The following is a 23879-nucleotide window of genomic DNA, read 5'->3' as shown; positions in this document are numbered from 1 at the left end:
ATGGAGTACTATTTTTTAATCACACTTGAAAAATAGTATTGGAGTTGCGAATATGACGGAGATTTTACGCGAGATCGGAATGATAGCTAGAGCATTGGATTCCATTAGCAATATCGAATTTAAAGCATATGATCTTACTAAAGGACAGTACTTGTATCTCGTGCGAATATGTGAGAATCCAGGGATTATTCAAGATAAATTAGCTGAAATGATAAAGGTAGACCGAACAACGGCTGCCCGGGCGATTCAGAAACTGGAGATTCATGGTTTTATCGAGAAGAAAGACGATCCTTATAACCTGAAAATTAAGAAGCTATTCCCTACAGTGAAAGGGAATACGGTTTATCCTTATATCAGAAGTGAAAATGATTACTCCAATAGGATCGCATTATCCGGATTTTCCGAAAGCGAAGCGGAAACGATTTCCAAATTACTGCAAAGAGTCAGAATAAATGTGGAAAAGGAATGGGATTTCGTGAAAAAGGGAAACAAGAGAAACTATTAAAAGGCGGGTAAATAAAATGGCTATGCATATAAAAAATGTTTAAACGAAGATCTGGAATTACTTCAGAAAATTAGTATTGAAACATTTACGGAGACATTTAAGAAGCAAAATTCGGCTGAAAATATGAAAGCTTATTTGGAAAAGGCATTTAACTTAAAGCAATTAGATACGGAATTATCCAATAGCTCATCGGCATTTTATTTTATTTATGCAAATGAAGATATTGCCGGGTATTTAAAACTAAACGTGAATGATGCTCAAACTGAAAAAATGGACAACCATTCACTTGAAATCGAGAGAATTTATGTGAGAGAAAAACATCGTAAGCAGGGACTTGGTAAATATTTAATAAATAAAGCGATAGAAACGGCGACAGCACAGAATAAGGAAAAGATCTGGATAGGCGTTTGGGAAAAAAATGAGAGCGCAATTGCCTTTTATACAAAATTGGGTTTTGTTCAAACAGGAGCCCACTCTTTCCAAATGGGTGATGAACAACAGATCGATTTTATAATGGTCAAATCACTCATTTAGCAGCGAGAACAAGATTCTTTCTCCAGAAAGTCGTTTAAGTTCCATCGATATAGTCGTCAAAACGTTAGTGAGCTCTCTTTGCGATCATTACAATTATGTAAGGGCTAGGTATTTTTTCAAAAGAGGAGTGTTTTTTCACAATGAGAAGACGTATTGAGATGAACGATGCTTGGCGATTTATTAGAGAGAATGAAGAGCATGCGGACAATGAATCGTATAACGACCAGCATTGGAGCATCGTGAATATTCCGCATACATGGAACGCGATCGATGGTGCAAACGGCTATGAATATTATCAAGGGGCTTGCTGGTACAGAAAGACGTTTGTGATTGAATCTTCTTGCGAGGGGAACAGACTGTTTATTGAATTCAATGGTTCTAACAGTATAACGGATGTATACGTAAATGGCCTGCATATGGGCCAGCACAAAGGAGGATACTCCACGTTCAGGTTTGACATAACGGAGGCGGTTCATTACGGCGCAGACAATGTGCTTGCAGTAAAAGTCGACAATAAGGTCGCAGATGACGTCTACCCTCAGAAAGCAGACTTTACCTTCTACGGAGGGATCTACCGAGATGTCAACGTAGTGGTAACGAACTCCGTTCATTTGGATGTGATGGATTATGGATCTAATGGCGTCTACGTCATTCAGGAAGAAGTAACGAAGGAAAAAGCTAGCCTGATCATTCGTTCAAGACTAGTCAATGACAGTAATGAAGAGAAGAAGGTTCGACTTTGGGCAAACATTCTCGATGCGGATAATCAGATTGCAACCTACGCTGCGAAAGAGGTTGTATTGGCTGCAGGAGAAAGCAGTACGGAAGAAATGTGTTGCATCATAGACAATCCGACCTTGTGGCATGGCCGGAAAAATCCTTATCTCTACCGGGTAAATGTTTCATTAACCAGCTTTAATGACACCATCGATGAAATTTCTGTTCCTTTTGGAGTGAGGTACTTTCATGTCGATCCGGAGCAGGGCTTTTTCTTGAATGGCGAACATCTGCCTTTGCACGGCGTATCCAGACATCAGGACAGAAAGGATATGGGCTGGGCCATAACAGAACAAGAACAAGTCGAAGATATGGGATATATAAAAGAAATCGGGGCGTCTTCTATCAGGCTCGCCCATTATCAACATAGCCAGTTCTTTTACGATTTGTGTGATCAAGAAGGTATGGTCGTATGGGCGGAAATACCTTTCATCTCGATCATGTCACAGAATGAATGGGAAGGGATCAATGCAAAGCAGCAAATGTTGGAATTGATTAAACAAAACTATAATCATCCATCTATTATATTCTTGGGAGTGCAAAACGAGATTCAAATCGGCGGAGAACGGCCTGAGGTCAGAAAGCTCGTTAAAGAGCTGAATGAGCTGACTAAAAAGGAAGATCCTACCCGAATTACGACGATGGCAAATGTTCTGTTTGTTAATGAGGAAGATGAATATAATCGCATGACGGATGTGATTGGATACAATAAATACTACGGTTGGTACCACGGAAAGCCCGAGGATTTCGCCCCTTGGCTTGACAAGTTTCATCTTATTAATCCTGATGTACCGCTGTGCATATCCGAATATGGGGCAGAAGGTATTGTCCAATATCATAGTTCCGATCCTAAGATGAAAGATTATACGGAAGAATATCATACCCTTTTCCATGAGTCCGTTTGGAAGATTTTTGAGAAGAGACGTTTCTTATGGGCTACTTATGTGTGGAACATGTTTGATTTTGGAGCCAATATCAGAGACGAAGGCGGCGTTAAAGGGAGAAATAATAAAGGTCTTATTTCCTATGATAGAAAAGTGAAGAAGGATGCTTTCTATATGTATAAGGCTCACTGGTCCGATGAGAAATTTGTTCATATCGCGAGTAAACGATTCATAGACCGAGCAGAGGAATCCATTTCAATTAAGGTCTATTCTAATTGTTCTGAAGTGACGCTATTCGTCAATGGCGCCAAAGTTCAAACGCTAACCAGCGATGAGAAAATCTTCTGTTTTGAGGATGTGAGGTTGGTTGATGGGTTGAATGCTATTCGTGCTGTAGCCATCGATGGACAAGTTCAATACTCGGATGCTGCACAGTTTAATAAGGTGGATGAGCCGAATGCAAGCTATGAAGCCCCGGTAGAGGACAAGGGCGAGGAGGTCAGCAACTGGTTTGAACTGCCCGAACTAGATGGGAAGACCATGGAGGATCTGCAAATTACCAATGATGTATACTCCACCAGATGTACCTTTAAAGAGTTATATGAGAGCGATGATGCGGCAGCGGTGCTGAATCAATTTCTAGGAGAAGGCTTTAGAGAGAGGCCTACTTACAGCATGACTCAAGGATTCAAGATCGATACGTTGGCGGAAATGGCACCGGAACACTTCACTGAAAAGCTGTTATACGCGCTCAATAAAAAATTAACGCAAATCAAAAAGCGGCACTAACGACTATGGGTCTTGATTTTAGTTCGAGAGGGAGTGATTCAAGATGAAATACATCTGCAATCCAATCAACATGGAATACAAATATCAGTTTATCGAAATGAACGGAATGAAAGTCAATAGAGAAGCAGCTGACCCGAGCTTGATTTCGTTCGACGGAAAATACTTCCTGTTTCCTTCCATGACGGGTGGATTTCTGGTCAGTGATAATCTCGTGGACTGGGAATTCCATTCGTTAAACGATGTACCGATTTATGACTACGCGCCAGACGTAAGGATTATTGGGGATTATATGTATTTCACGGCCTCGAACGCGGAGAAAAATGGTTCTTTTTACCGGACGAAAGATCCTATTCATGGGCATTTCGAAGAGATCGAAGGCACCTTTCCCTTCTGGGATCCGAATCTATTCGTGGATGATGATGGACGGGTTTATTTTTACTGGGGATGCTCGAACGCTAAACCAATCTACGGAATTGAACTGCAACCGGAAGGCATGAAGCCGATTGGTGAGCCGGCTGAGCTGATATTCAGCAATCAAAACGTCATTGGGTATGAGAGGAACGGAGAAAATCATATTCCGCCTAAAACTCCCGAGCAGATCGAGCAGACTCTTCAAATGTACGTTCAAAGCAAGCCGGATGCAACAGAAGAAATGATAAATTATATTCGTATTGCGCTGGGGAATGATCCGTACATCGAAGGAGCATGGATGGATAAGCATGAGGGCAAGTATTATCTGCAATATTCCAGTCCCGGTACGCAGTATAACGTATATTCCGATGGCGTATACGTGTCGGATCATCCACTGGGCCCTTTTACGCTGGCTAAAAACAATCCATACTCCTTTAAACCAGGCGGCTTTATACCGGGAGCTGGACACGGGTCCACGATGGAAGATCGCTACGGTAATTTCTGGCATGCCTCGACGATGAGGATCAGCATGAATCATATGTTCGAAAGGCGCTTAGGATTGTGGCCTGCAGGCTTTGATCAGGACGGTGAGCTGTACTGCAATCAGCGATACGGCGACTGGCCGATGAAGATTGAGCAGGCTGAAAGCGACACATGGTCCAATCCCAGGTGGATGCTGCTCTCTTACAACAAGCCAGCGAGAGCTTCCACTCATGTGCAGGGGAAGGAGGCAGGGAAAGCAACGGATGAAAATGTCCAGACCTGGTGGAGAGCAGCAACAAACGAAGCGGGGCAATATTTGGAAATCGACTTGATGAATCCATGCGAAGTCCATGCGATCCAGATCAACTTTGCAGACGATCAATTAGATCTTTCGCTTCCAGATGGAGCGGAGTTGCGCGTAAGCGGACATACACCTCGCTATATTGATCATCGCAAGCATGTTACGAGGTGGCTTCTGGAAGGCTCGCTAGACGGAAAATCATATTTCGTCATCGAAGATAAATCGAATGCGGATACCGATCTAGCGCATGACCTGATCGTCAGGGAAGAGGGCTTGAAGGCAAGGTTTATCCGGTGCACAGTGATAGAACTGCCATATCGCCAACAGGCTTGTATTTCCGGTCTTAGAGTGTTTGGAATGGGCATTGGTGAACGTCCTATTCAAGTATCCGGAGTTAAGACCGACGTTCGAAACGGACTTGATCTTACCGTTGCATGGAACCAAGATACTGCCGTGGACACTGCCGCAGACACTGCCGTAGACACTGCCGTGGGCACTGCTGTAGGATACAATGTATTGTGGGGGTTTACGCCGGAGAAGCTGTATCACAGCTACATGGTTTTGGGGAAATGCGAGGTCAGCATAGGTGCGTTAATAAAAGGCGAGCCCGTATATGTCAGGGTGGATGCTTTTAATGAAACGGGAATTACGGAAGGCGAAGTTATGAAAGTCATCTAATTGAAGGATTGGGGTATTCATTTGCTAGACATACAAGCAGCCGGGGCCGAAGAGGACCCGGCTGCTTTCATATCTGGAGGAAAAGTCGGCAAAGCTTCATTCAACTAGTCGCCAAAACGTTAGTTGGCTTTGACGGCTTTGATTACAATGGGATGAAGCTAGTTTTTTAAAATATAGGAAAGTATATGATTTCGCCAACTTTCTCTATATTTCTACGCGAAACGTAAGCTTAGCCGCCAGAGGACGGCAACAGCCGTTTACGCTTGTTTGATAGTAACGACTAACTACGATAGGTAAAGGAGAGGAATCCATAATGTCGAGACAATTTCCCGAAAGCTTCTACTGGGGAGCATCTACTGCGGCACACCAGGTGGAAGGAAACAATGTAAATTCCGATTTTTGGTTAATGGAAAATTTGGAGGGGACTGTGTTTAAGGAGCGATCTGGCGAAGCGGTCGACCATTACCGTTTGTACAGGGAAGATATAGCGCTTATGGCGGAATTAGGCTTGAATTCGTATCGTTTTTCCGTCGAGTGGGCACGAATTGAACCGAAAGAAGGTCAGTTCGATCAGGAGGCTATTGATCATTACCGCGATGTTCTAGCAGCCTGTAAGGAGTTTAATATTATGCCGATCATAACCCTCCATCATTTTACTTCTCCGCAGTGGCTGATTCGTGCCGGAGGTTGGGAGTCCATGGAGACCCCAGCAAAGTTCGCGCGATACTGCGAGCATGTCATGCGCGAGTTAGGCGATTCTATTCCTTACGTATGCACGATTAATGAGGCGAACATTTCCATCGGAATTACCAAAATCATAAAGCGTCATCAGACACAGAATGCTGCGCAAGTTGGAATTAATACCGGGACGATGGAAAGCATGCAAAAGTATTTTGCCGCATTAGGTCAAGCATTCGGCGTGCCTCCCCAAGAAGTCCATGCCTTTTTAGCCGCAAGATCGGAGAAAGGGTTGGAAGTGATCTTCAAGGCGCATACACAAGCTAGAGAGGCGATACGAAAAGTTAGCCCGCAAACCCAAGTTGGCATAACGTTGTCCTTGTATGACATTCAGTCCATCCCGGGCGGCGAAGTGCATGCAGCGCATGCCATGCAGGAGGAGTTTCTTCAGTTTCTTCCTTATCTAGAAGAAGATGATTTCTTCGGTTTGCAGAATTATACAAGGTACGTATATGGTCCAGAAGGATATATACCACCTGCCGAGGATGCCGAGAAAACGCAGATGGGCAACGAGTTCTACCCGGAAGGACTAGAGTCCGTAATCCGGTATGCCTCGATGCATTTGAATAAGCCGATTATCGTTACGGAGAACGGCATTGGTACGGAGAACGACGAGCGGCGAATTGCTTTTATCGATCGTGCGCTGCAAGGGGTGCATAATTGCATCGGTGATGGAATACCGGTACTTGGGTATATGCATTGGTCGCTGCTCGATAATTTCGAATGGCAGCTCGGATACTCCAAAACCTTTGGGCTGCTCGCAGTGGACCGATCCACTCAAGAAAGAAAGCCCAAGCCTAGCGCATACCATTACGGAAATATTGCCAACACGAATCTATTATAAAGTGAGGTTACAGAATATGATTGAAGTGGTGTCGTTACGTACAGAGTATCTGGAGAATCCCTTGGGTCTGGACACGAAACGACCGCGTCTCGGCTGGAAGCTGCGCAGCGATGGCAAAAACGTCATGCAAACGGCCTATCAATTGCATGCATCCAAAGCGGATGACTTCGCTATCTTAATATGGGACAGTGGCAAGTTAGAGAGCGGCGACTCGCAAGGTATTTTGTATGCGGGCCCTGTATTAAATTCGATAGAACGTATCTATTGGCGAGTCAAGGTTTGGAGCAATCATGGAGTGGAGTCGGCCTTTAGCAAGCCCGTCTTCTTCGAAACAGGTTTGCTGCAAACGTCGGATTGGGAAGCGCGATGGATTGAACCGGAGAAGGAAGTAGACATCGATGCTTATAAACCGGCTCCTTATATTCGGAAGGACTTCACCGTAAAGAAAGGACTCGTTGCCGCGCGAGCTTGCTTTACGGCGAAAGGTTTGTACAGGTTTTATTTGAACGGTGCGGAGGGTACGGATCATCTGTACACGCCTGGGTTCACTTCTTATTATAACCGGCTGCAATATCAAATATATGACGTGACCTCCTTTGTGCATGAAGGCATGAATACTCTTGGGGTTATTCTAGCAGACGGCTGGTGGAGAGGGACAACCGGCGGCGCAAGCTTGAAAAACAATTTTGGATACAAGGTTGCTTTTTTGGGGCAGCTCATGCTGGATTATGAAGATGGGAGCCGCGAAATCATTGGTAGCGACAGCTCTTTTAGAACCTCTCAAGGTCCTTTGCTGAAGTCGGATATGAAGGCCGGAGAGCTATACGATGCCAGATTGAACATAACGGGCTGGAACCAACCGGAGTATGACGATGCTGCTTGGGCGCCAGTGCAGATGGTCGAGGATCGATTCGATCATTTAATTGCTACCCGCAGCGTACCGGTTAGACAGAAGGAAAGGTTCATACCAAAGGTATTGCATACGCCAAATGGAGATACGATACTGGATTTCGGGCAAAATATCGCAGGTTGGGTCGATATGAAGGTACAAGGAGAAGAAGGGGAAGAGGTCGTTTTGATTCATGGCGAAGCCTTGGATCGGGATGGTAACTTCACATTGCAGAATCTTGCGGCACATGGAGGGATAGAGGATTTTCAAGAGGTTCATTATATTGTGGCAGGAAGAGAAAGGGAGAGCTACCGGCCGCAGTTTGCTATCTTCGGTTTCCGATATGTACGGGTGAAGAAGTATCCTGGGGAAATAATGGCAGAGAACTTTACGGCTGTAGCCGTATATTCCGATTTAGAGGAGACTGGCGATTTCAACTGTTCGAATCCATTGATTAACAAACTTGTATCTAACTCGAGATGGAGCCAGAAAAGTAACTTTATGGAGATTCCTACCGATTGCCCTACAAGAGAAAGAGCAGGGTGGACCGGCGATGCACAACTCTATTGTAGAACAGCTTCAGATTTTATGAATGTATATCCTTTTTTTGAGAAATGGATGGCCGACTTGGCGGCCGAACAATTCCCGGACGGTTCGGTCGGAAGCACGGTGCCAACCGTGATTGGGCACCACAGCATGGAAGAATGGGAACGCTTTGCGAAGGTGAATACCGATCCCATGCTGGCGCTTCGCAGGCCAAAGCCCGGAACTGCCAGCATGCTAGACGGCTCTTCGGGCTGGGGAGATGCGGCGGTTATTATTCCATGGACCCTCTATCTTTGCTACGGAGACAAAGGGATTCTGGAGAGGCAGTTTGACTCAGCGAAAGCATGGGTGGATTATATGGCTGCCTGCGCGAAAACCGAAAGCGAGGAGTTTAAAGATTCACCGTTTTATCACAATTATACCGAAGGGGAGCTTGATGCCCATTACATATGGGATAGTAAGTTCCATTGGGGCGAATGGTTGGAAGCGGACACGAATTTTAACGATATCGTATCAGCTATGACTAGCTCCAGAGGATCAATCCCATTTGTTGCAACGGCGTATTTCGCGTATTCTAGCCGCCTGCTCTCTGAGATGGCATTTGTCCTTGGGAACACCGAGGAAGGCGAGAAATACAAGGCGCTCTATGAGAAGGTTAAACGAGTTTATAATAAATATTTCATTAAAGAAGATGGGGCCATGATCGAAAATAGGCAGGCTCCTAATGTCCGAACGCTTGCATTCGGGTTAGTGGAAGAAGATAAAAAACAAGCCGTTGCAGACAGGCTGGCACAGTTAGTTGAAGGACAGAATGATCACTTGAATACGGGATTCCTATCGACGCCCTTCTTACTTCAGGTATTAGCGGATAACGGCTACGCCGATCTGGCTTTCCGGCTGCTGGAGCAGGAGTCGAGTCCGTCCTGGCTGTTTGCCGTCAGTAAGGGGGCTACGACAATTTGGGAAAGCTGGAGAGGCATCTCACCCGAGGGGGAACTGTCTGGATCATTAAATCATTATTCATATGGGGCTGTGTGCGACTTTCTCTTTGCCCGTATAGCTGGCATTCGGCCTGTTTGGGAGAAGCCAGGCTACAAGCATTTTATGTTGAAACCATTGGCAGGCGGTTCGTTGACTCGGGCGGCTGCAACGTTTGAGTCCAGCTATGGAACCATCCGGTCAAGCTGGGAGAAGAAGGACCATGAAGTAAGCTATCGATTTGAGGTTCCTGCCAATACGACGGCAACGATTGTGCTTCCAGGCCGTCTAGAAGATTTGAAATATGGATTCAACGAGTCTGCGGATGCCTACAATGAAGGGGAGAGCATCGTATTGACAGTGGGGAGCGGCGAGTATATGTTTACGATCTAACCATGCTTGCCATGCGGGATAAAGTCTTGAAAGCAATAGTCATAAAGTCGTCAAACTGTTAGTTATGCGGGATATGGGAAGATATACTCAAAGTGCTAGCAATCAAATATATAGGGGGAATACGATGAAAAGGACATTCAAGTACACCAGGATTCTGCTTGCGTTAGCGCTTATGACAACACTGATCGCCGCATGCTCTTCAAACAACAACGGAAATAAGACTGGCGAGCCAAGTCCGACAACGGGAGCAGGAAATGCTTCCGAATCTTCTGAAAGCGCTGAAGATGCAATGAAAGAGCCCTATGCATTAACGATGGCGTTGCCTATATTCGGAGCAGTTCCGGCAGATATGAAGCTGGTTGAAGCTGAAATTAACAAGCTTACACAGGAAAAGCTGAATACAACCGTAACGATTCTCCCGCTTAGCATTGGAAGTTATGACCAGCAGATGAACCTGATGACATCCAGCGGGGAAAAGCTGGATTTAATGTTTACCTTCGGCATTGGAAGCAAATATGCCACAGATGCGATAAGCGGCAAACTTCTTCCGATCGATCCGCTATTGGAGAAACATGGACAAGGCATCGTGGAAGCTATTGGAGCGGAATATATGGAGTCCGCTAGAGTGAACGGACAAATTTACGGTGTTCCTACTATGCATTCTTTCGCGTCGCAGCCAGCCGTGTTCATGAGAAAAGACCTGGTAGAAAAACATAATATTGATGTTGATGCCATCCATTCCTTGAATGATTTGGACAACGTGTTTAAAACGATTAAGGACAATGAGCCCGGAGTGGTTCCGATTGCTTCCGGTTTATCGAAAACGATGGATTTTTACAGGAGCTATGATAAGCTAGGAGACGGTAATGGCGTATTGCCGGGATTCGACAACGATTTGAAATTAGTTAACTGGTATGAATCTGACGAATATGCACAGTTACTGAATAAAATGCACAATTGGTTTAAAGAAGGTTATGTCAATAAGGATGCTGCAACTACGAAAACGAATACAGCTGACTTGCTTAAGGCGAATAAGGCTTTTTCTTACATTACGATGAACAAACCCGAAATTAGAGCGCAGGAAGAGCGTCTTATCGGTCAAGAATTGGTGGTTGCAAATCTCGATATCGATGCGTACGCGGTCACTACTGATGTAATAGTCGGGTTATGGGGAATTGCCCAGCAGTCTGAAAGTCCGGAGCGCGTCATGAAGTTCCTGGAGCTAATGTACACAGATAAAGACCTTGTCAATCTTATTATTTGGGGAATCGAAGGCAAGCACTATGTTAACGTATCGGATAATGTAATCAAATATCCAGAAGGCGTTGACATATCGACTGTCGGCTATACGATGAATGCGCTAACGACGAGCAATCCTTTCATAGCCTATACATTCGAAGGCCAAGACCCGAAGCTCGGCCAAAGCGTTATGGAATTTAATGGTGCAGCGAATAAGTCAAAAGCATTAGGGTTTTCATTCAACCCAAGCAATGTACAGAATGAATTGACGGCGATTACGAATGTTACGAACCGGTACAAATCAGTTTTGGAAACAGGCTCGGTGGCTCCAGATTCCGTTCTTAAGGAATTTATTACGCAATTGAAAGCGGCTGGCATGGATAAAGTGATTGAGGAGAAACAAAAACAGTTAGACGCTTGGGCAGCATCCAAATAAGCAAAGCGTTAAGCTTGAGCCATAAGCCTTATAATAACAGCAGCAAAGTCGGGTCTACAAGTAGATCCGGCTTTGTTTATTGGAGGTTTATCGTGTGAAATGGACTAGAGTTAAATCGCTTAGGCGAAGGGGAGTTTGTCACTTATAATGTAAGAAAACAAATCAACAAGGAGTCGGAGAGCATGAAAAGGCTTACATTAAAGAGGCTTCACCTAAACTCATTACGAATTCAGATTACGTTAAGCGTACTGATTATGACGCTGCCTCTGACTGGAATGCTGCTTTACAACAATTTTTACGCGATTGACGTAGTCCGCGAACAAGTGGCTGATTCTTATAAAAATACGTTATCGCTCTATATGAACCAGATTGATTCGAACTTGAATGATATCGATTCCTATATCAATACGATTGCCGGAACGGGCTATGATTTAATTGCCCTTAAACAGGCTGAAACCGATGATCAGTATTATATGTCGAAAGCCTATATTTTCAACAAATTATCGTTCGATATGGCTTTATTTAAATTATTGGGTTCTTTTTTTGTTTATGTCGAGGAAAGACGCGACTATATGGATGTATACGCTACCGGTGTTTCCTATGAGGAAAAGGAAATTGTGCAAGCTCATATCACGAACATGATCACTCAACAAAAATTACCCAAAGGAATTAGGACCAAAAGATGGCAGCATACCCAAATCGGGCAAGAGCATTACCTCGTTAATATCGTGAAATCAGGAGATGTCTACCTAGGTGGCTGGGTTAAAACGGATGAATTGCTAAAGCCTCTTAGCGCTCTAAAACTAGGGGAGGGGGGGACTACGCTGATTGCTGACGATCAAGGCGAATCGATTACAAATCGCAGCCTTGTAGACAACGATGGAATAAACCTGAGGAAGAACGTAAATGAACATTATTTATCGGGATCGGATCGCAAATATCTTGTCGTCGGGACAGAATCCTATAGAGGCAACTTTAGCTTGGTTGCGGTTATTCCGGATCGCAACATTCTAGCGAACCTTCCCTATCTTCAACGGCTTATTTGGCTTATTACCATAAGCTCGTTCATAGTTATTCCGATTGGTCTTTATTTAATGAGGCAAGTTTTTCTTATTCCGCTTAAACGGATCTTACTTGCTATGAGCAGAGTCCGCGGGGGGGATTGGGGTGTCCGTGTGAATGCCGAACTCGGCGCAGAAGAATTTAAAATATTGGGTTTTTCCTTTAATTCGATGATGAATGAAATCCAGACGCTTCGAGTCAACGTGTTTGAAGAACAATTGAATAAGCAGCGAGAGGAGCTTCAGCGGCTGCAGCTGCAAGTAAATCCACACTTCTTCTTGAATGCTTTGAATATCGTTTATAATTTAGCTAAAGTCAAAAACCACCAATTGATCATGGAAATGACCATGTCATTGATAAAATATTTCCGTTTTTTATTTCGCAGCAATACATCCTTTGTTAGGCTAAATGATGAACTGCAGCACACTCGTCATTATTTGAGTATACAGGAACTGCGTTTTCCTGAGAAATTGACCTGGAAAGTAGATGCACCAGATTATTTAACAGATATTCCGGTTCCTCCTCTCGTTATTCAGTCGTTTGTTGAGAATTCGATTAAACATGCGGTAACGATGGAGGAATCTATCCACATCACGGTATATGTCGGTTTCGAAAATGAAGTAGACGGCTCTATGATGAAAATAAGCATAAAGGATACGGGGAAAGGATTCGAGGATAAGATTCTTCGTGACCTGCAGGCTGGCAAAAACATAGAAAATGAACAAGGTGAGCGAACGGGGATTTGGAATGTTCAAAGGCGGCTAAAGCTGCTTTATAACGAAACTGTCAGCATTTATTATGGCAACGATAAGGATACAGGAGGCGCCGTAGTGGAAATCATTGTTCCAACTCAACCTGTAATGGAGGGGAAACGATGACTTATCAATTGTTGCTTGTCGATGATGAATTGCATGCTATTGAAGGAGTCAAAAGCGATCTGAATATGGATAAGCTTGGGCTATCCAGGTTATTCACAGCTTATAATATGAAACAGGCGAAAGCAATAATTGAAAGTGAAAGAATAGACATTATGTTGTGCGATATAGAAATGCCGCAAGGGAGCGGTTTGGAGCTGCTGTCATGGGCAAGGGAGCAATATCCGAATCTTATCACCATATTTTTGACGAGCCATGCCGATTTCAAGTATGCAAAGGAAGCTATTCAGTTAGGGAGTCTGGATTATTTGTTAAAGCCCGTGCTTGCGGATGAATTAGAAAATGTAATCCGCAGAGCTCAGGGCATCATTGACCATAACAGTGAAATGATTAGGAATAAACAATCGCATCAATTTTGGATGAAGCATAGATCACTTGTCATTGAACGGTTTTGGTTGGACCTTATTAATCACACCATACCAAGTAATCCGGAAGCGATTCATAACCATGCGGAGTATCATCAACTGCCTGTATTAGATGACGCGATTTTTTTCCCATTGTTAATTTCAGTGAAAAAATGGAATAAACCATTAAGTCGGCGTGATGAAAAAATAATGGAATATGCGCTTAAAAATTCGGCTGAAGAAATCATAACGGGCAGCCATTTGAATGGGGTATTCTTTTTTCTTGACCGCGGAACAATGATAGGAATTTTTGCTGCGGATATGTTGGAAGACGGAAACCTAGATCTGCTTCCTCAGGCATGCAATCGCTACTTAGATCTGTGTAGAGAGTTTTTTTATTGCAGTGTATCTTGTTATTTAGGAAAGCCTGTTGAAGCTCAAGGAATTGCAGGGATGGTAACAAGCTTAAAGCAACGCGATCGAAATAACGTAGCCTTTTACAATGAGGTTTTTCCTTACGTTGAGAGGATGGATACGAATCAATCAATCGGGCTGCCAGATTTGAATATGTGGTTATCACTGCTAAAAACAGGGACAAAGGACGAGGCTATTCGCGAAGTAGAGAAGTCTCTCAATCAGCTGGTACAAAACCAAATCGTGGATGCCAATATTTTGCATCAGTTTCATCAGGATTTCATGCAGGCGCTGTATTCGTTTTTGAATATGAACGGCATTCAGGCGCATCAGCTATATGGGGATGAAGCATCTAGAAGGCTGTCGGAGTTAGCGGGACACTCTGTGGCTGATTTATTAGCTTGGGTTCATCATACACTGGACAAAGCCGTGCAACAAACGAAAGCAGTCGAAGAAACCGAAACGGTCGTCCAGACCGTCCAACGCTATATCGACCAAAATATAGGCCACGACATGTCGCGAGATACGATTGCCAATCATGTCTATCTGAATCCTGATTACCTATCTAGGATATTCAAAAAAGAAACGGGATACTCGATCTCTGATTATGTATTAATTGAAAGAATCAACTTGGCTAAAGAGCTGCTATCGCAAACCAACATCCCGATTAGTTCGATTGCATCGGCCGTAGGGCATACCAATTTCTCGCATTTTGCTAGAATATTCAAAAAACATGCTGGGCTGGGACCAACGGAATTCAGGAACCAATTTGGAAAAAATGACAAATGATCTGACTCAAAAATCAATGAAGCAGCAAGCCTTAAGCTAGAAATGGCGGTACAGGGATTACTACCCTGGCACCGCTATTTTTTTTTGTAAACCATGATCTGCTCACGACAATAGTCGTGAAAGTGGTAGATAAGAAGTCGGCTTAACGTTAGTTGAACTTACGTGAATTTCTTATGATAGGTCTATAAACAATAGACGAAGACAAGGATGTGAGTGTACATGAATCAGATTTCACCGGCGAATTCGACCGCCTTGCCTCAAACGAAATCGGAAAAGAAAAAGAAAAAGTATGATTATCGCAGGTACTCGCCGCTACTGGTCATGATGATACCAGGGTTATTGTATCTCTTAATCAATAACTATCTGCCAATGTTCGGGGTTGTCATTGCTTTCAAGGAAATTAACTTTGCGAAAGGTATTTTCGGAAGCGATTGGGCTGGATTAAAAAACTTTGAATATTTGTTCAAAACCTCGGACGCATTTATTATTACCCGCAATACGATTCTATACAATTTGTTATTTCTAGGTTTAGGAACGATTTTGTCCTTATGTGTCGCTATCCTGCTTAACGAAATTAAACAGAAGGTTTTTCTAAGAACTTATCAAGCCATTATTTCAATGCCTCACTTGATTTCTTGGGTAATTATCAGTTATCTGGTGTACGGGTTTCTAAGCGTCGAGAATGGCTTGATCAATCGAACGATTCTTCCGATGCTCGGAATAGAGGAGGGAATCATGTGGTATGCCGAAGCGAAGTTTTGGCCTGTAATCTTGACTTTCGTGGATCAGTGGAAGGGAGTCGGATATGGAAGTATTGTTTATTTTGCGGCATTGCTCGGGATCAACGAGGATTATTACGAGGCTGCGAGGATAGATGGCGCCAACCGCTTAAAGCAGATTATATACATTACACTTCCAATCGTAACACCAGTAATCCTTATGATGGCCCTGCTCCAGCTGGGAAGGGTGTTTTATTCCGACTTTGGTTTATTCTATCAGGTAACACTGAATTCTGGGGCACTTTTCGAGACTACGGCCACAATCGACACTTATGTGTTTAACGGTTTGATGGGAAGCGGCAATATGGGCATGTCTGCTGCGGCAGGCTTGTACCAGTCAGTTGTAGGATTTGTTCTCGTCATTACAGTAAACTATCTGGTGCGTCGCAAAAATAAAGAAAGTGCATTATTCTAGGGGGAAACGACGTGAAAAATGAGAGCCGAGTCATAACATGGTTTAGTCATACCGTTCTGATCATATTAAGCGTAATCTGTATCATTCCGTTCATCTTGCTGATCTCTGCGTCGTTGACGGATCAATCCTCACTCATAGCAAATGGATATTCTCTCATACCTAAAGTGTTCAGTACCGCGGCATATGAGTATTTATTCGACAGTGGATCGAATATTATTCGAGCTTATGGCGTATCGATATTCGTAACGGTCGTTGGCACAACGGTTGGCATATTCACCACCCTGTTGATGGCCTACCCGTTATCCAGGCCAGAAACGCCGCATCGCGGAATTATTTTGTTTCTCGTATTTTTTTCAATGTTGTTCCACGGAGGGATGATTCCTTCGTACCTTATTTATGCGCAAATATTAGAACTGAAAAACACCATCTGGGTATTAATTGTCGCTGGGGTTCTCACGAATGGTTATTACATCATGATGATGCGAATCTTTTTGCAAGGATCGATGTCGAAAGATTTGATCGAATCAGCGCAATTGGATGGAGCGAGTGAATACCGGATTCTGGGGAGCATCATTATTCCTACTTCCACGCCAATATTAGCTGTAATCGGGCTGTTCACGGCAATCATGTACTGGAACGATTGGCAGACCGGGATGATCTATATAACGAAGCCAGAGTTGTTCAGTATACAGAATCTCCTTCAAAGGATTATGCAAGACATTCAGTTTATTCAATCGAATATGAGTGCAAACGCAGGCGATGCCATGTCTCAGATGCCCTCGGATACGGCAAAGATGGCGATCGCGGTGTTAGGATCGCTTCCAATCTTGATCGCGTACCCATTCTTCCAGAGGTTTTTTATTAAGGGCATTATGTTCGGTGCAGTGAAAGGATAGTGGTCTCAAGGTAAAGCAAAGTAAGAACGAACAAAGGACAGCAAGAATGCCAATCCGGAAGGAGAGGATGGTTCTTGCTGTCCTTTTCGGTTTACCGATAGGTAACTTCAAAGATTAGATCAATTTTCTTAGAGATATCAAATTGGCCTTGTTCGAGCTTCCACAATACAATGACCCCAATGACACCAGCGACAAACGTATCCAACAAATCCTTAGGTGTCCTCGTTGAATGAATTTCGTTATTTTCGATCGCCTTTTGGATGAGATCGATGGACAGGCCTTCCGCATTGAAATAGGTATGAAAGTGCTTGCCTTGAAGTTCGAATTCCGCCAAGAGTATGTGGTACATAAAATCATGGCCGACTTTTTCGATGATATTTGCGTAATCGAGCGCATGTTTCTTTAAAATTTGTTTTGGAGAGCCTATGTCGAGCGCTAGCTTGATATGCATCCTAGCCTGTGAGGAGAACCAATATAATAGCAGATCGCTTTTACCTTCGAAATGATGATAGAAAGAACCGCGAGTGACCTGAAGTCGATTACATATCATGTTGATACTGATGTTCTCATAGCCATGTTCTCTAAACATTTGAATAGCCGTTTCGCACATGTTCTCTTTGGTCGTAATCATGTCTTTCAACTCCTCACATGCATTATAGCATACAAAGAAAAATAACTTCCGCTAGGAAGTTATGAGGGAGAGAGACGATTTACTCCAAAATTTCAGGATGAGCCCATTGTACAGGAGTAATTTTGCCTGCGCTCGAGCCAGCATCTATCGAGATAGCTGAACCGCTTATATAACGTGCCAAGTCCGATGCTAAAAATAGAGCCAGATGGCCGATTTCTTTTGGATCGCCTAATCTTCCGCTTGGCGAGAATATTTTTGCATATTGAGTGACGATTTCTTCAGGTGTTTCTCCCCAGATCGAAGTTCTGAAAGTTCCCGGACAAATCGCGTTAACGGTGATGTTATAAGGGGCGTAATCCAGCGCAGCGCTTTTGGTCAAACCTACAACGCCGTGCTTGGCGGATGAATAAATGCCCATGGAGCTGTTTCCCAATATTCCGGCTAATGAAGCAACATTAACAATGAATCCCCCAGACGATTTAGACTTTAGTATGCCTTCGACTCCATATTTCGTTCCTAAGAATACGCCTCTCAAATCAATAGACATGAGTCTGTCGAACTCCGCAGTAGAATATTCGTGAATAGGCCTATTGTCGGCGGCGATGCCTGCGTTATTGACAAGCCCGTCTAATCGTCCAAATGTCTCGATTGTAAAGTCTATAAGGTTTTTTACTTCTTCTTCATTACTTACATCAGCTTTGAAGAATGTTGCATCTCCGCCGGCAAGTTTAATTCCTTCTACAACCTGTAATCCTTTGTCGGTATTGATATCTGATATAACGACCTTCATGCCATTGTCCGCATAACATTGTGAAATCGCTTTGCCGAGGCCATCAGAAGCACCTGTTACTATAGCAACTTTGCCCTTAACGCTTGAGAAATCCGTCATGAAAAATCCTCCTTTTTTAAAACATACATGTGTATGTTTTTATTAGTCTAAATTTGATAGGCGTGCTTGTCAACCATAATAATTGCTAATCTGGCTCTCATTCCGAAATAGTCGTTAAAGTTCCATTGATGAAGTCGTCAAAACGTTAGAGGTGTGCAGTCATCATACATTAGGATGGAATTACAGTTCCTTTGGAATTCGAGTTCAGTAACATTCCAAACTAGGAAACATGCTGTAAATAGGATGAAAGTAGGGATGAATTTGAAGCTTACAGGGAAAGTGGCAATCGTTACCGGAGCTGCTTCTGGTATGGGGAAAGCCATAGCCGAGTTATTCGCAGTTGAAGGGGCTAAAGTCGTCGTTTCTGATCTTCATTTGGAGAATGCCACCCAAGTGGTGAAAGAAATCAAGGAAAAGGGAGGCGAAGCAATTGCCGTTCAAGCAAACGTAGCGATGGAAGATGATGTGCAACGTCTGTTCAACGAGACGACAAACTCGTACGGAACAGTTGACATATTAGTGAATAATGCTGGCATTATGGATAATTTCGTGCCTGCGGGTGAACTTACGGACGAGCTATGGGAACGAGTTTTCGCGGTCAACTCGACAGGACCGATGAGAACCATTCGGAAGGCGCTCGCCATTTTCTTGCCGAAGAGCGCGGGTGTCATCGTTAACATCGCTTCAGCTGGCGGTTTATTCGGATCACGTGCCGGTACAGCATATACGGCTTCTAAACATGCTGTAGTGGGGCTGACCAAAAACGTAGGTTTTCAGTATGCGAATAAAGGAATTCGCTGCAATGCAATTGCGCCGGGCGGCGTGATGACCAATATATCCGCTTCGTTGACAGCACCAAATCCTTTTGGAGCGGAACGCGCGATGGCGGGAATGGCAATCAACCCGCGGGTAGGGGATGCTGAGGAGATCGCTAAGGTGGCATTATTTCTAGCCTCGGACGAATCAAGCTTCGTCAATGGCACGATTATTACGGCAGATGCCGGTTGGACGGCATATTAAGATGGGTGAGGTCTCGGCAATGCTGTAGCTGGGATATTGTGTAGACGTTTTTGCCTAGGTAATCATCCTTCTGATATAATGAGGTGCATTCCCAAACATGGACGTTGGAGCATAGTTCTTCATGATCAGCCAAAGGCTGGACATGCGACGCTATGAGAAACCAAAGTGGAGGCAAGATCATGGGCAATACAGATATTTTTGAAGCAATGGCAAATGGTTATGACACTTCTGAAAGAATTCAAATCGCAAACATTGCATCAAACGCCATTCGTGAATTCATAGAAAACGGTAAAGATAAAAGGGCTATTGATTTTGGATGTGGAACAGGGCTTGTCGGGCTGAATTTGCTTGATGCATTCCAACATGTCGTTTTTTTGGATACGTCACCAAATATGCTTGAACTAATCAATCAAAAAGTCGCTAACGCTAATGTTTTGAATGCAGAAACGATTTGCTTTGATTTTGAAGCGGGAGCGAGATCCGACCTACATGCCGATTATGTTTTTATGGCTCAAGTTTTACTTCATATCAAAGAAATAGAGCCAGTGTTATCACGATTATATGAAGTGCTGAATCCGGGAGGCCATTTGCTGATCGTAGATTTTGATAAAAATGAAAACGTCATAACAGATATGGTCCATAATGGATTCGATCAGGGAAATCTTATTGCGCTTTTGAGCAAGATTGGATTCAAAGAAACGAAATCTAAAACCATTTACACTGGCAATAACATATTCATGAACCAGGATGCCAGCTTATTTATAATGGATGCTAAGAAATAAGCTAGCTAATGATTAGGGAGGTGCCGGATCTGCTGCTCGGTCAAATCGGCTCATCTATTCCAAAGGGGGTAATCCGACAACGGAAACGTTGTTGGATTACCCCTTTTTTTTTGAATGAACAATGAGCTGTGAAGCTTTTCATTCCATCCATTAAATATTGCTTTACAGGACACCTAATGGTGTTATATGATGATTTAGGACACTGAATGGTGTCCAATAATAAATGGATAAGGAAGATGACTCATATGCACATTCTAACCATCGTTCTTCAAAGCTGGCTGCTGTTCTCCATGGCATTCTTTGGTGGAAGCAAGCTGGCAGGAGCTAAACATCAGATCGAACTGTTCGATTCGATTAAGCTTCCTCAATGGTTCCGGGTTGTTACAGGCTACTTTCAAATTGTTGGATGTATAGGACTTATTATCGGCTACTGGTATGCTAGTGTTGCCGCTTGGACCGGCATAGGGATCGGCATTATGATGCTGTTGGCATGCCTTTCGCATTTCAGAGTCAAACATCCGATCGGGAAAATCATACCTGCCTTGTTAAATCTAGCGATAGCTATTGCATTAGTACTCTTATACGCAGACGAATTGCCCCAACTTTTTGGCTAAGTTCAAGTGCAGCATACTTAGGTAGAGAATGCTTGAATGGCAAGCAAGCGCTTGGGAGTTCGATCCCAATAGGCTCCAACAATCAAACCATTCAATCACGTTCTGAAGAGCACCCCCTATAATAGACATTGGTTAAGCCCCTGAGGCAAACTGATGAAATTATAGGGGGTGCATTTTGTTATTTTATGAAGCCTAAGACGGGACAATGCTCAGTGATCATTTTGCACGGATGTATCGAAATAAACCATATGATTCAGAGGGAGTTATCCGTTTGCTCGAATCCATTAATGGCCTGAAGCATTTCGATAAATGCTTCGAGCTGCCGGTTATCCCATTGGGCTATGCGTTCGTAAAAAAAGTTCTCTTTTTCGCGCAGAGCCTCAAACGTTTTTTTTCGTCCAAGCTCTGTGAGAGTGAGAAGTATTGCCCGGCGATCATGGGGAGAGCCATCTCGGCTAACATAACCTAACCGTTCAAGTTGCTTGACAAGACGGCTGACCGAGCTTCGGTCCATTGCGGTTGAATCTGCTAATTCCGATGCGCTCGTTGGACCGTGAGCATATAACCAACGGACGATATGGAAAGCCGCAGGTTGTATAGAAGAGTCGAAATAGGCTGAGGTTTTGACATTTAGCGCATGCGCTGCACTAATGAGTGCATTGAGCTGTACGCCGAGCTTCAGCTCCAATGGCCCTCTCGACATATCTTTATGTTCAAAATGCATAATGGCTACCACCTAACCTGGATTTTTAGAGAAGCTTATTCATCATATAGTTGACATATATCAATTAACCGCTATATAGTTGATATATATCAATTATATGATTTGGGTATGAAGATGTCAAAACACGTATAAACACATAGGTCCCATTTAAAGGAGAATGAACATAATGGCAAATCCAATCATTGTAATTACTGGCGCTACAAGTGGTTTGGGGCAGCTCGTTGCATGTGAAATGGCTAATCGTGGCGCTCATTTGATTCTCACAGCGAGGAGCAAGAGTCGCGCAGAAGCAACAGAAAACAGGATAAAGGAGCGGATGCCTTCAGCCCCAATAAACTTTTTCTTTGGGGATTTGTCCTTAATGAAGGATGTCAAACGAATAGGCCAAGAAATATCAGAAAAGTTTCCTAAGATAGACGTGCTATTGAATAACGCAGGCCTCCATGCATTTGAACAGCGGATTACTTCAGAGGGATTTGCGGAAATGATGGCTGTGAACTATTTTGCGCCATGGTTATTAACACATTCCTTGCGTCATTCCTTGCAAAAAGCGGGCAGCGCAACTATCGTGAATGTTGCTTCTGAAGCATCCCGTCGACATGGCAAATTTCAAATACCGGCGGATTTGCTTGATACTGCTCCATTTACTTATAGAGGCTCTTCAGAGCTATACGGAAAAACCAAATTGCTAAATATTATGTTTACTGCTGAACTTGCACGCCAGTGGGGTGGGACGGGAATTAGCGTTCATGCGCTGAATCCAGGTTTTAACGTTACTGGTCTCGGGAGGGAACTTTGGTTTGCCTCACTGCTTGAGCGCTTGTTGAATTTTTTTCGAATTGGCGATCCGCGTAGAGGAGCTGATAGTATGATTCGTTTAATGACAGATTCGAAGTATCAAGGCGTGACAGGGGGTTATTATAATGTAGGATCTGGCGATCTCATCGTACCCATAAATCCTGGGGGAGATAAGGCGATGCAGCGTCTATTATGGAACGAAACAAGCGCCATTCTACGAGAAAAAGGATTTTTTGAAAGCTGATCGGCGATTTGATATGGTTCATTCCAAGAAAAGCTCCCTGCATGCAAAAACGAGCCATAGAAGCAATTCTATTGGCTCGTTTTTATGTAGGATTCGAATTTTACAAATGGCTTCATAAAATGATGGCTATTATTGAACTAAAATCTAGCACCAGCCGCGCTCAGGCCAATCCTCCGCATAAATTACTGGACCGGGATAGTCCTTTGCACTTACGGCACCCGCAAACGTTAGAAACATACTGACAGCTAAAAACCCTGTTATGAAGCCTAGTCTTAATTTTCTCATCCATTTTAGTCTCCTTTTTGTTTGAGTAACGCGACAAATCATGAAAAACATATTTTAACAGGAATAGGTAAATGTTTACTGGTGATAAATAGACTATTACTTTATGCCCTAGGTTAGATGAAAATCCATTTGTTTGTGGTAAAAATTACCTAACGTTGACGGATAATTGCCTGCCATCCTTTTGCTTTTTTTTTCCTCTGTATTGGTTGTTTCAGATGGACGAAAGCGGCTTGGATAATAGACAAAGGGGATGTTGAATAATCGCCACTTATTTATGACCGAGTTGCTCCGCCAATCCGATTAGATGTCCTTCATTTCCTCGAATGTAGCAGAGCCGATACGAATTCTCGTATTGAACCACTTCGCCAACGAGCTGAGCACCATGCTTCATGAGTCGGGCTACCAATTCGTCCATGTCTTCAACGGTGAACATGACGCGTAAATAACCGAGGGCATTGACAGGAGCAGATCGGTGATCTGATATAGGAGCTGGGGTGAGAAATCGCGAAAGTTCAAGTCGGCTATGACCATCAGGGGTAACCATCATAGCAATCTCTACATGCTGTGAACCGAGCCCGGTTACGCGTCCAGCCCATTCGCCTTCGATCGTAGCTCGCCCTTCGAGCTTCAAGCCAATCTCCTCGTAGAATGAGATTGCATTATCAAGGGATTCTACAACGATGCCAACATTGTCCATTCGCAGCAATTTGTTTTTTGCCATAGTTTTATCTCCTTATGTGTACAAATGTATGATCTGATCATCTTCCTATTTATTCTATCAGCAATTACTAATTCCTTCCAACCGATGGGGACAGTAATGAAAAGGAAACAAT

General features: G+C 43.6%; 19 protein-coding genes and 1 pseudogene. 15 read left to right on the top strand and 5 right to left on the bottom strand.

Annotated features, from left to right (window positions below):
* Positions 1-52 precede the first annotated feature (52 nt).
* The 11 genes and pseudogenes from FHS16_RS07415 (at position 53) to FHS16_RS07365 (ending at position 17059) form a co-directional block, all read left to right on the top strand.
* Positions 53-505 (top strand): MarR family winged helix-turn-helix transcriptional regulator, encoded by a 453-nt coding sequence (locus FHS16_RS07415; RefSeq protein ID WP_183560435.1) that lies wholly within the window; start codon positions 53-55, stop codon positions 503-505.
* 30 nt (positions 506-535) lie between these two features.
* Positions 536-1039 (top strand): annotated as a pseudogene (gene paiA, locus FHS16_RS07410) (spermidine/spermine N(1)-acetyltransferase); the annotation flags it as partial.
* Positions 1040-1179: 140 nt separating this feature from the next.
* The gene (locus tag FHS16_RS07405; RefSeq protein WP_183560433.1) at positions 1180-3489 is read left to right on the top strand and encodes a glycoside hydrolase family 2 protein; all 2310 of its coding nucleotides are present in this window, start codon (positions 1180-1182) and stop codon (positions 3487-3489) included.
* 43 nt (positions 3490-3532) lie between these two features.
* The gene (locus FHS16_RS07400) at positions 3533-5362 is read left to right on the top strand and encodes a family 43 glycosylhydrolase (RefSeq protein ID WP_183560430.1); all 1830 of its coding nucleotides are present in this window, start codon (positions 3533-3535) and stop codon (positions 5360-5362) included.
* A 313-nt stretch (positions 5363-5675) separates the two neighbouring features.
* Positions 5676-6944: a glycoside hydrolase family 1 protein gene (locus FHS16_RS07395; protein WP_183560428.1), complete on the top strand. Its 1269-nt coding sequence runs from the start codon at positions 5676-5678 to the stop codon at positions 6942-6944.
* A gap of 16 nt (positions 6945-6960) precedes the next feature.
* Complete coding sequence (locus FHS16_RS07390) at positions 6961-9750, top strand: family 78 glycoside hydrolase catalytic domain (RefSeq protein ID WP_183560426.1); 2790 nt, start codon at positions 6961-6963, stop codon at positions 9748-9750.
* A gap of 124 nt (positions 9751-9874) precedes the next feature.
* Entirely contained in the window at positions 9875-11425 is a 1551-nt protein-coding gene (locus tag FHS16_RS07385) for an ABC transporter substrate-binding protein (RefSeq protein ID WP_183560424.1), read from the top strand.
* Between the two features lie 182 nt (positions 11426-11607).
* A complete protein-coding gene (locus tag FHS16_RS07380; RefSeq protein WP_183560422.1) occupies positions 11608-13365 on the top strand; it encodes a sensor histidine kinase in 1758 nt (585 codons plus the stop codon).
* A complete protein-coding gene (locus tag FHS16_RS07375; RefSeq protein ID WP_183560420.1) occupies positions 13362-14969 on the top strand; it encodes a response regulator in 1608 nt (535 codons plus the stop codon). Before FHS16_RS07380 ends, FHS16_RS07375 begins: the two co-directional genes overlap by 4 nt.
* 219 nt (positions 14970-15188) lie before the next feature.
* Complete coding sequence (locus tag FHS16_RS07370) at positions 15189-16163, top strand: ABC transporter permease (protein WP_183560417.1); 975 nt, start codon at positions 15189-15191, stop codon at positions 16161-16163.
* 11 nt (positions 16164-16174) lie between these two features.
* Positions 16175-17059: a carbohydrate ABC transporter permease gene (locus FHS16_RS07365; protein WP_183560415.1), complete on the top strand. Its 885-nt coding sequence runs from the start codon at positions 16175-16177 to the stop codon at positions 17057-17059.
* Positions 17060-17150: 91 nt separating this feature from the next.
* On the opposite strand, the gene FHS16_RS07360 is transcribed toward FHS16_RS07365, so the two are convergent.
* Together FHS16_RS07360 and FHS16_RS07355 are read right to left on the bottom strand one after the other, a co-directional pair.
* The gene (locus tag FHS16_RS07360) at positions 17151-17690 is read right to left on the bottom strand and encodes a TetR/AcrR family transcriptional regulator (protein WP_183560413.1); all 540 of its coding nucleotides are present in this window, start codon (positions 17688-17690) and stop codon (positions 17151-17153) included.
* 79 nt (positions 17691-17769) lie between these two features.
* Positions 17770-18579 (bottom strand): SDR family NAD(P)-dependent oxidoreductase, encoded by an 810-nt coding sequence (locus FHS16_RS07355; RefSeq protein WP_183560411.1) that lies wholly within the window; start codon positions 18577-18579, stop codon positions 17770-17772.
* Positions 18580-18834: 255 nt separating this feature from the next.
* Between FHS16_RS07355 and FHS16_RS07350 the strand changes: the two genes are divergently transcribed.
* The 3 genes from FHS16_RS07350 (at position 18835) to FHS16_RS07340 (ending at position 20995) form a co-directional block, all read left to right on the top strand.
* A complete protein-coding gene (locus FHS16_RS07350) occupies positions 18835-19599 on the top strand; it encodes an SDR family oxidoreductase (RefSeq protein WP_246431644.1) in 765 nt (254 codons plus the stop codon).
* Between the two features lie 179 nt (positions 19600-19778).
* On the top strand, positions 19779-20381 hold the full coding sequence (locus FHS16_RS07345; protein ID WP_183560409.1) for a class I SAM-dependent methyltransferase: 603 nt from the start codon (positions 19779-19781) through the stop codon (positions 20379-20381).
* Positions 20382-20626: 245 nt separating this feature from the next.
* A complete protein-coding gene (locus tag FHS16_RS07340) occupies positions 20627-20995 on the top strand; it encodes a DoxX family protein (RefSeq protein ID WP_183560407.1) in 369 nt (122 codons plus the stop codon).
* A 253-nt stretch (positions 20996-21248) separates the two neighbouring features.
* Here FHS16_RS07340 and FHS16_RS07335 read toward each other — a convergent pair whose 3' ends face one another.
* Complete coding sequence (locus tag FHS16_RS07335; protein ID WP_183560405.1) at positions 21249-21719, bottom strand: MarR family winged helix-turn-helix transcriptional regulator; 471 nt, start codon at positions 21717-21719, stop codon at positions 21249-21251.
* 163 nt (positions 21720-21882) lie between these two features.
* Here FHS16_RS07335 and FHS16_RS07330 point away from each other — a divergent pair, with 163 nt between their 5' ends.
* On the top strand, positions 21883-22761 hold the full coding sequence (locus tag FHS16_RS07330) for an SDR family NAD(P)-dependent oxidoreductase (RefSeq protein WP_376769660.1): 879 nt from the start codon (positions 21883-21885) through the stop codon (positions 22759-22761).
* 144 nt (positions 22762-22905) lie between these two features.
* On the opposite strand, the gene FHS16_RS07325 is transcribed toward FHS16_RS07330, so the two are convergent.
* Together FHS16_RS07325 and FHS16_RS07320 are read right to left on the bottom strand one after the other, a co-directional pair.
* The gene (locus FHS16_RS07325; RefSeq protein ID WP_183560401.1) at positions 22906-23046 is read right to left on the bottom strand and encodes a hypothetical protein; all 141 of its coding nucleotides are present in this window, start codon (positions 23044-23046) and stop codon (positions 22906-22908) included.
* A 268-nt stretch (positions 23047-23314) separates the two neighbouring features.
* A complete protein-coding gene (locus FHS16_RS07320) occupies positions 23315-23767 on the bottom strand; it encodes a VOC family protein (protein ID WP_183560399.1) in 453 nt (150 codons plus the stop codon).
* Positions 23768-23879 lie beyond the last annotated feature (112 nt).

The sequence above is a fragment of the Paenibacillus endophyticus genome, from assembly GCF_014192395.1.
Lineage (GTDB): Bacteria > Bacillota > Bacilli > Paenibacillales > Paenibacillaceae > Pristimantibacillus > Pristimantibacillus endophyticus.
The sequence above is the reverse complement of the archived record's forward strand: the minus strand, read 5'-3'. Positions and strand labels throughout refer to the sequence as shown.

What these genes read in the sequence shown, in the direction of transcription:
- FHS16_RS07415 (WP_183560435.1), top strand. Translation starts at nt 53, where the DNA reads ATGACGGAGATTTTACGCGAGATCGGAATGATAGCTAGAGCATTGGAT.
- FHS16_RS07405 (WP_183560433.1), top strand. Translation starts at nt 1,180, where the DNA reads ATGAGAAGACGTATTGAGATGAACGATGCTTGGCGATTTATTAGAGAG.
- FHS16_RS07400 (WP_183560430.1), top strand. Translation starts at nt 3,533, where the DNA reads ATGAAATACATCTGCAATCCAATCAACATGGAATACAAATATCAGTTT.
- FHS16_RS07395 (WP_183560428.1), top strand. Translation starts at nt 5,676, where the DNA reads ATGTCGAGACAATTTCCCGAAAGCTTCTACTGGGGAGCATCTACTGCG.
- FHS16_RS07390 (WP_183560426.1), top strand. Translation starts at nt 6,961, where the DNA reads ATGATTGAAGTGGTGTCGTTACGTACAGAGTATCTGGAGAATCCCTTG.
- FHS16_RS07385 (WP_183560424.1), top strand. Translation starts at nt 9,875, where the DNA reads ATGAAAAGGACATTCAAGTACACCAGGATTCTGCTTGCGTTAGCGCTT.
- FHS16_RS07380 (WP_183560422.1), top strand. Translation starts at nt 11,608, where the DNA reads ATGAAAAGGCTTACATTAAAGAGGCTTCACCTAAACTCATTACGAATT.
- FHS16_RS07375 (WP_183560420.1), top strand. Translation starts at nt 13,362, where the DNA reads ATGACTTATCAATTGTTGCTTGTCGATGATGAATTGCATGCTATTGAA.
- FHS16_RS07370 (WP_183560417.1), top strand. Translation starts at nt 15,189, where the DNA reads ATGAATCAGATTTCACCGGCGAATTCGACCGCCTTGCCTCAAACGAAA.
- FHS16_RS07360 (WP_183560413.1), bottom strand. Translation starts at nt 17,690, where the DNA reads ATGATTACGACCAAAGAGAACATGTGCGAAACGGCTATTCAAATGTTT.
- FHS16_RS07355 (WP_183560411.1), bottom strand. Translation starts at nt 18,579, where the DNA reads ATGACGGATTTCTCAAGCGTTAAGGGCAAAGTTGCTATAGTAACAGGT.
- FHS16_RS07350 (WP_246431644.1), top strand. Translation starts at nt 18,835, where the DNA reads ATGAATTTGAAGCTTACAGGGAAAGTGGCAATCGTTACCGGAGCTGCT.
- FHS16_RS07345 (WP_183560409.1), top strand. Translation starts at nt 19,779, where the DNA reads ATGGGCAATACAGATATTTTTGAAGCAATGGCAAATGGTTATGACACT.
- FHS16_RS07340 (WP_183560407.1), top strand. Translation starts at nt 20,627, where the DNA reads ATGCACATTCTAACCATCGTTCTTCAAAGCTGGCTGCTGTTCTCCATG.
- FHS16_RS07335 (WP_183560405.1), bottom strand. Translation starts at nt 21,719, where the DNA reads ATGCATTTTGAACATAAAGATATGTCGAGAGGGCCATTGGAGCTGAAG.
- FHS16_RS07325 (WP_183560401.1), bottom strand. Translation starts at nt 23,046, where the DNA reads ATGAGAAAATTAAGACTAGGCTTCATAACAGGGTTTTTAGCTGTCAGT.
- FHS16_RS07320 (WP_183560399.1), bottom strand. Translation starts at nt 23,767, where the DNA reads ATGGCAAAAAACAAATTGCTGCGAATGGACAATGTTGGCATCGTTGTA.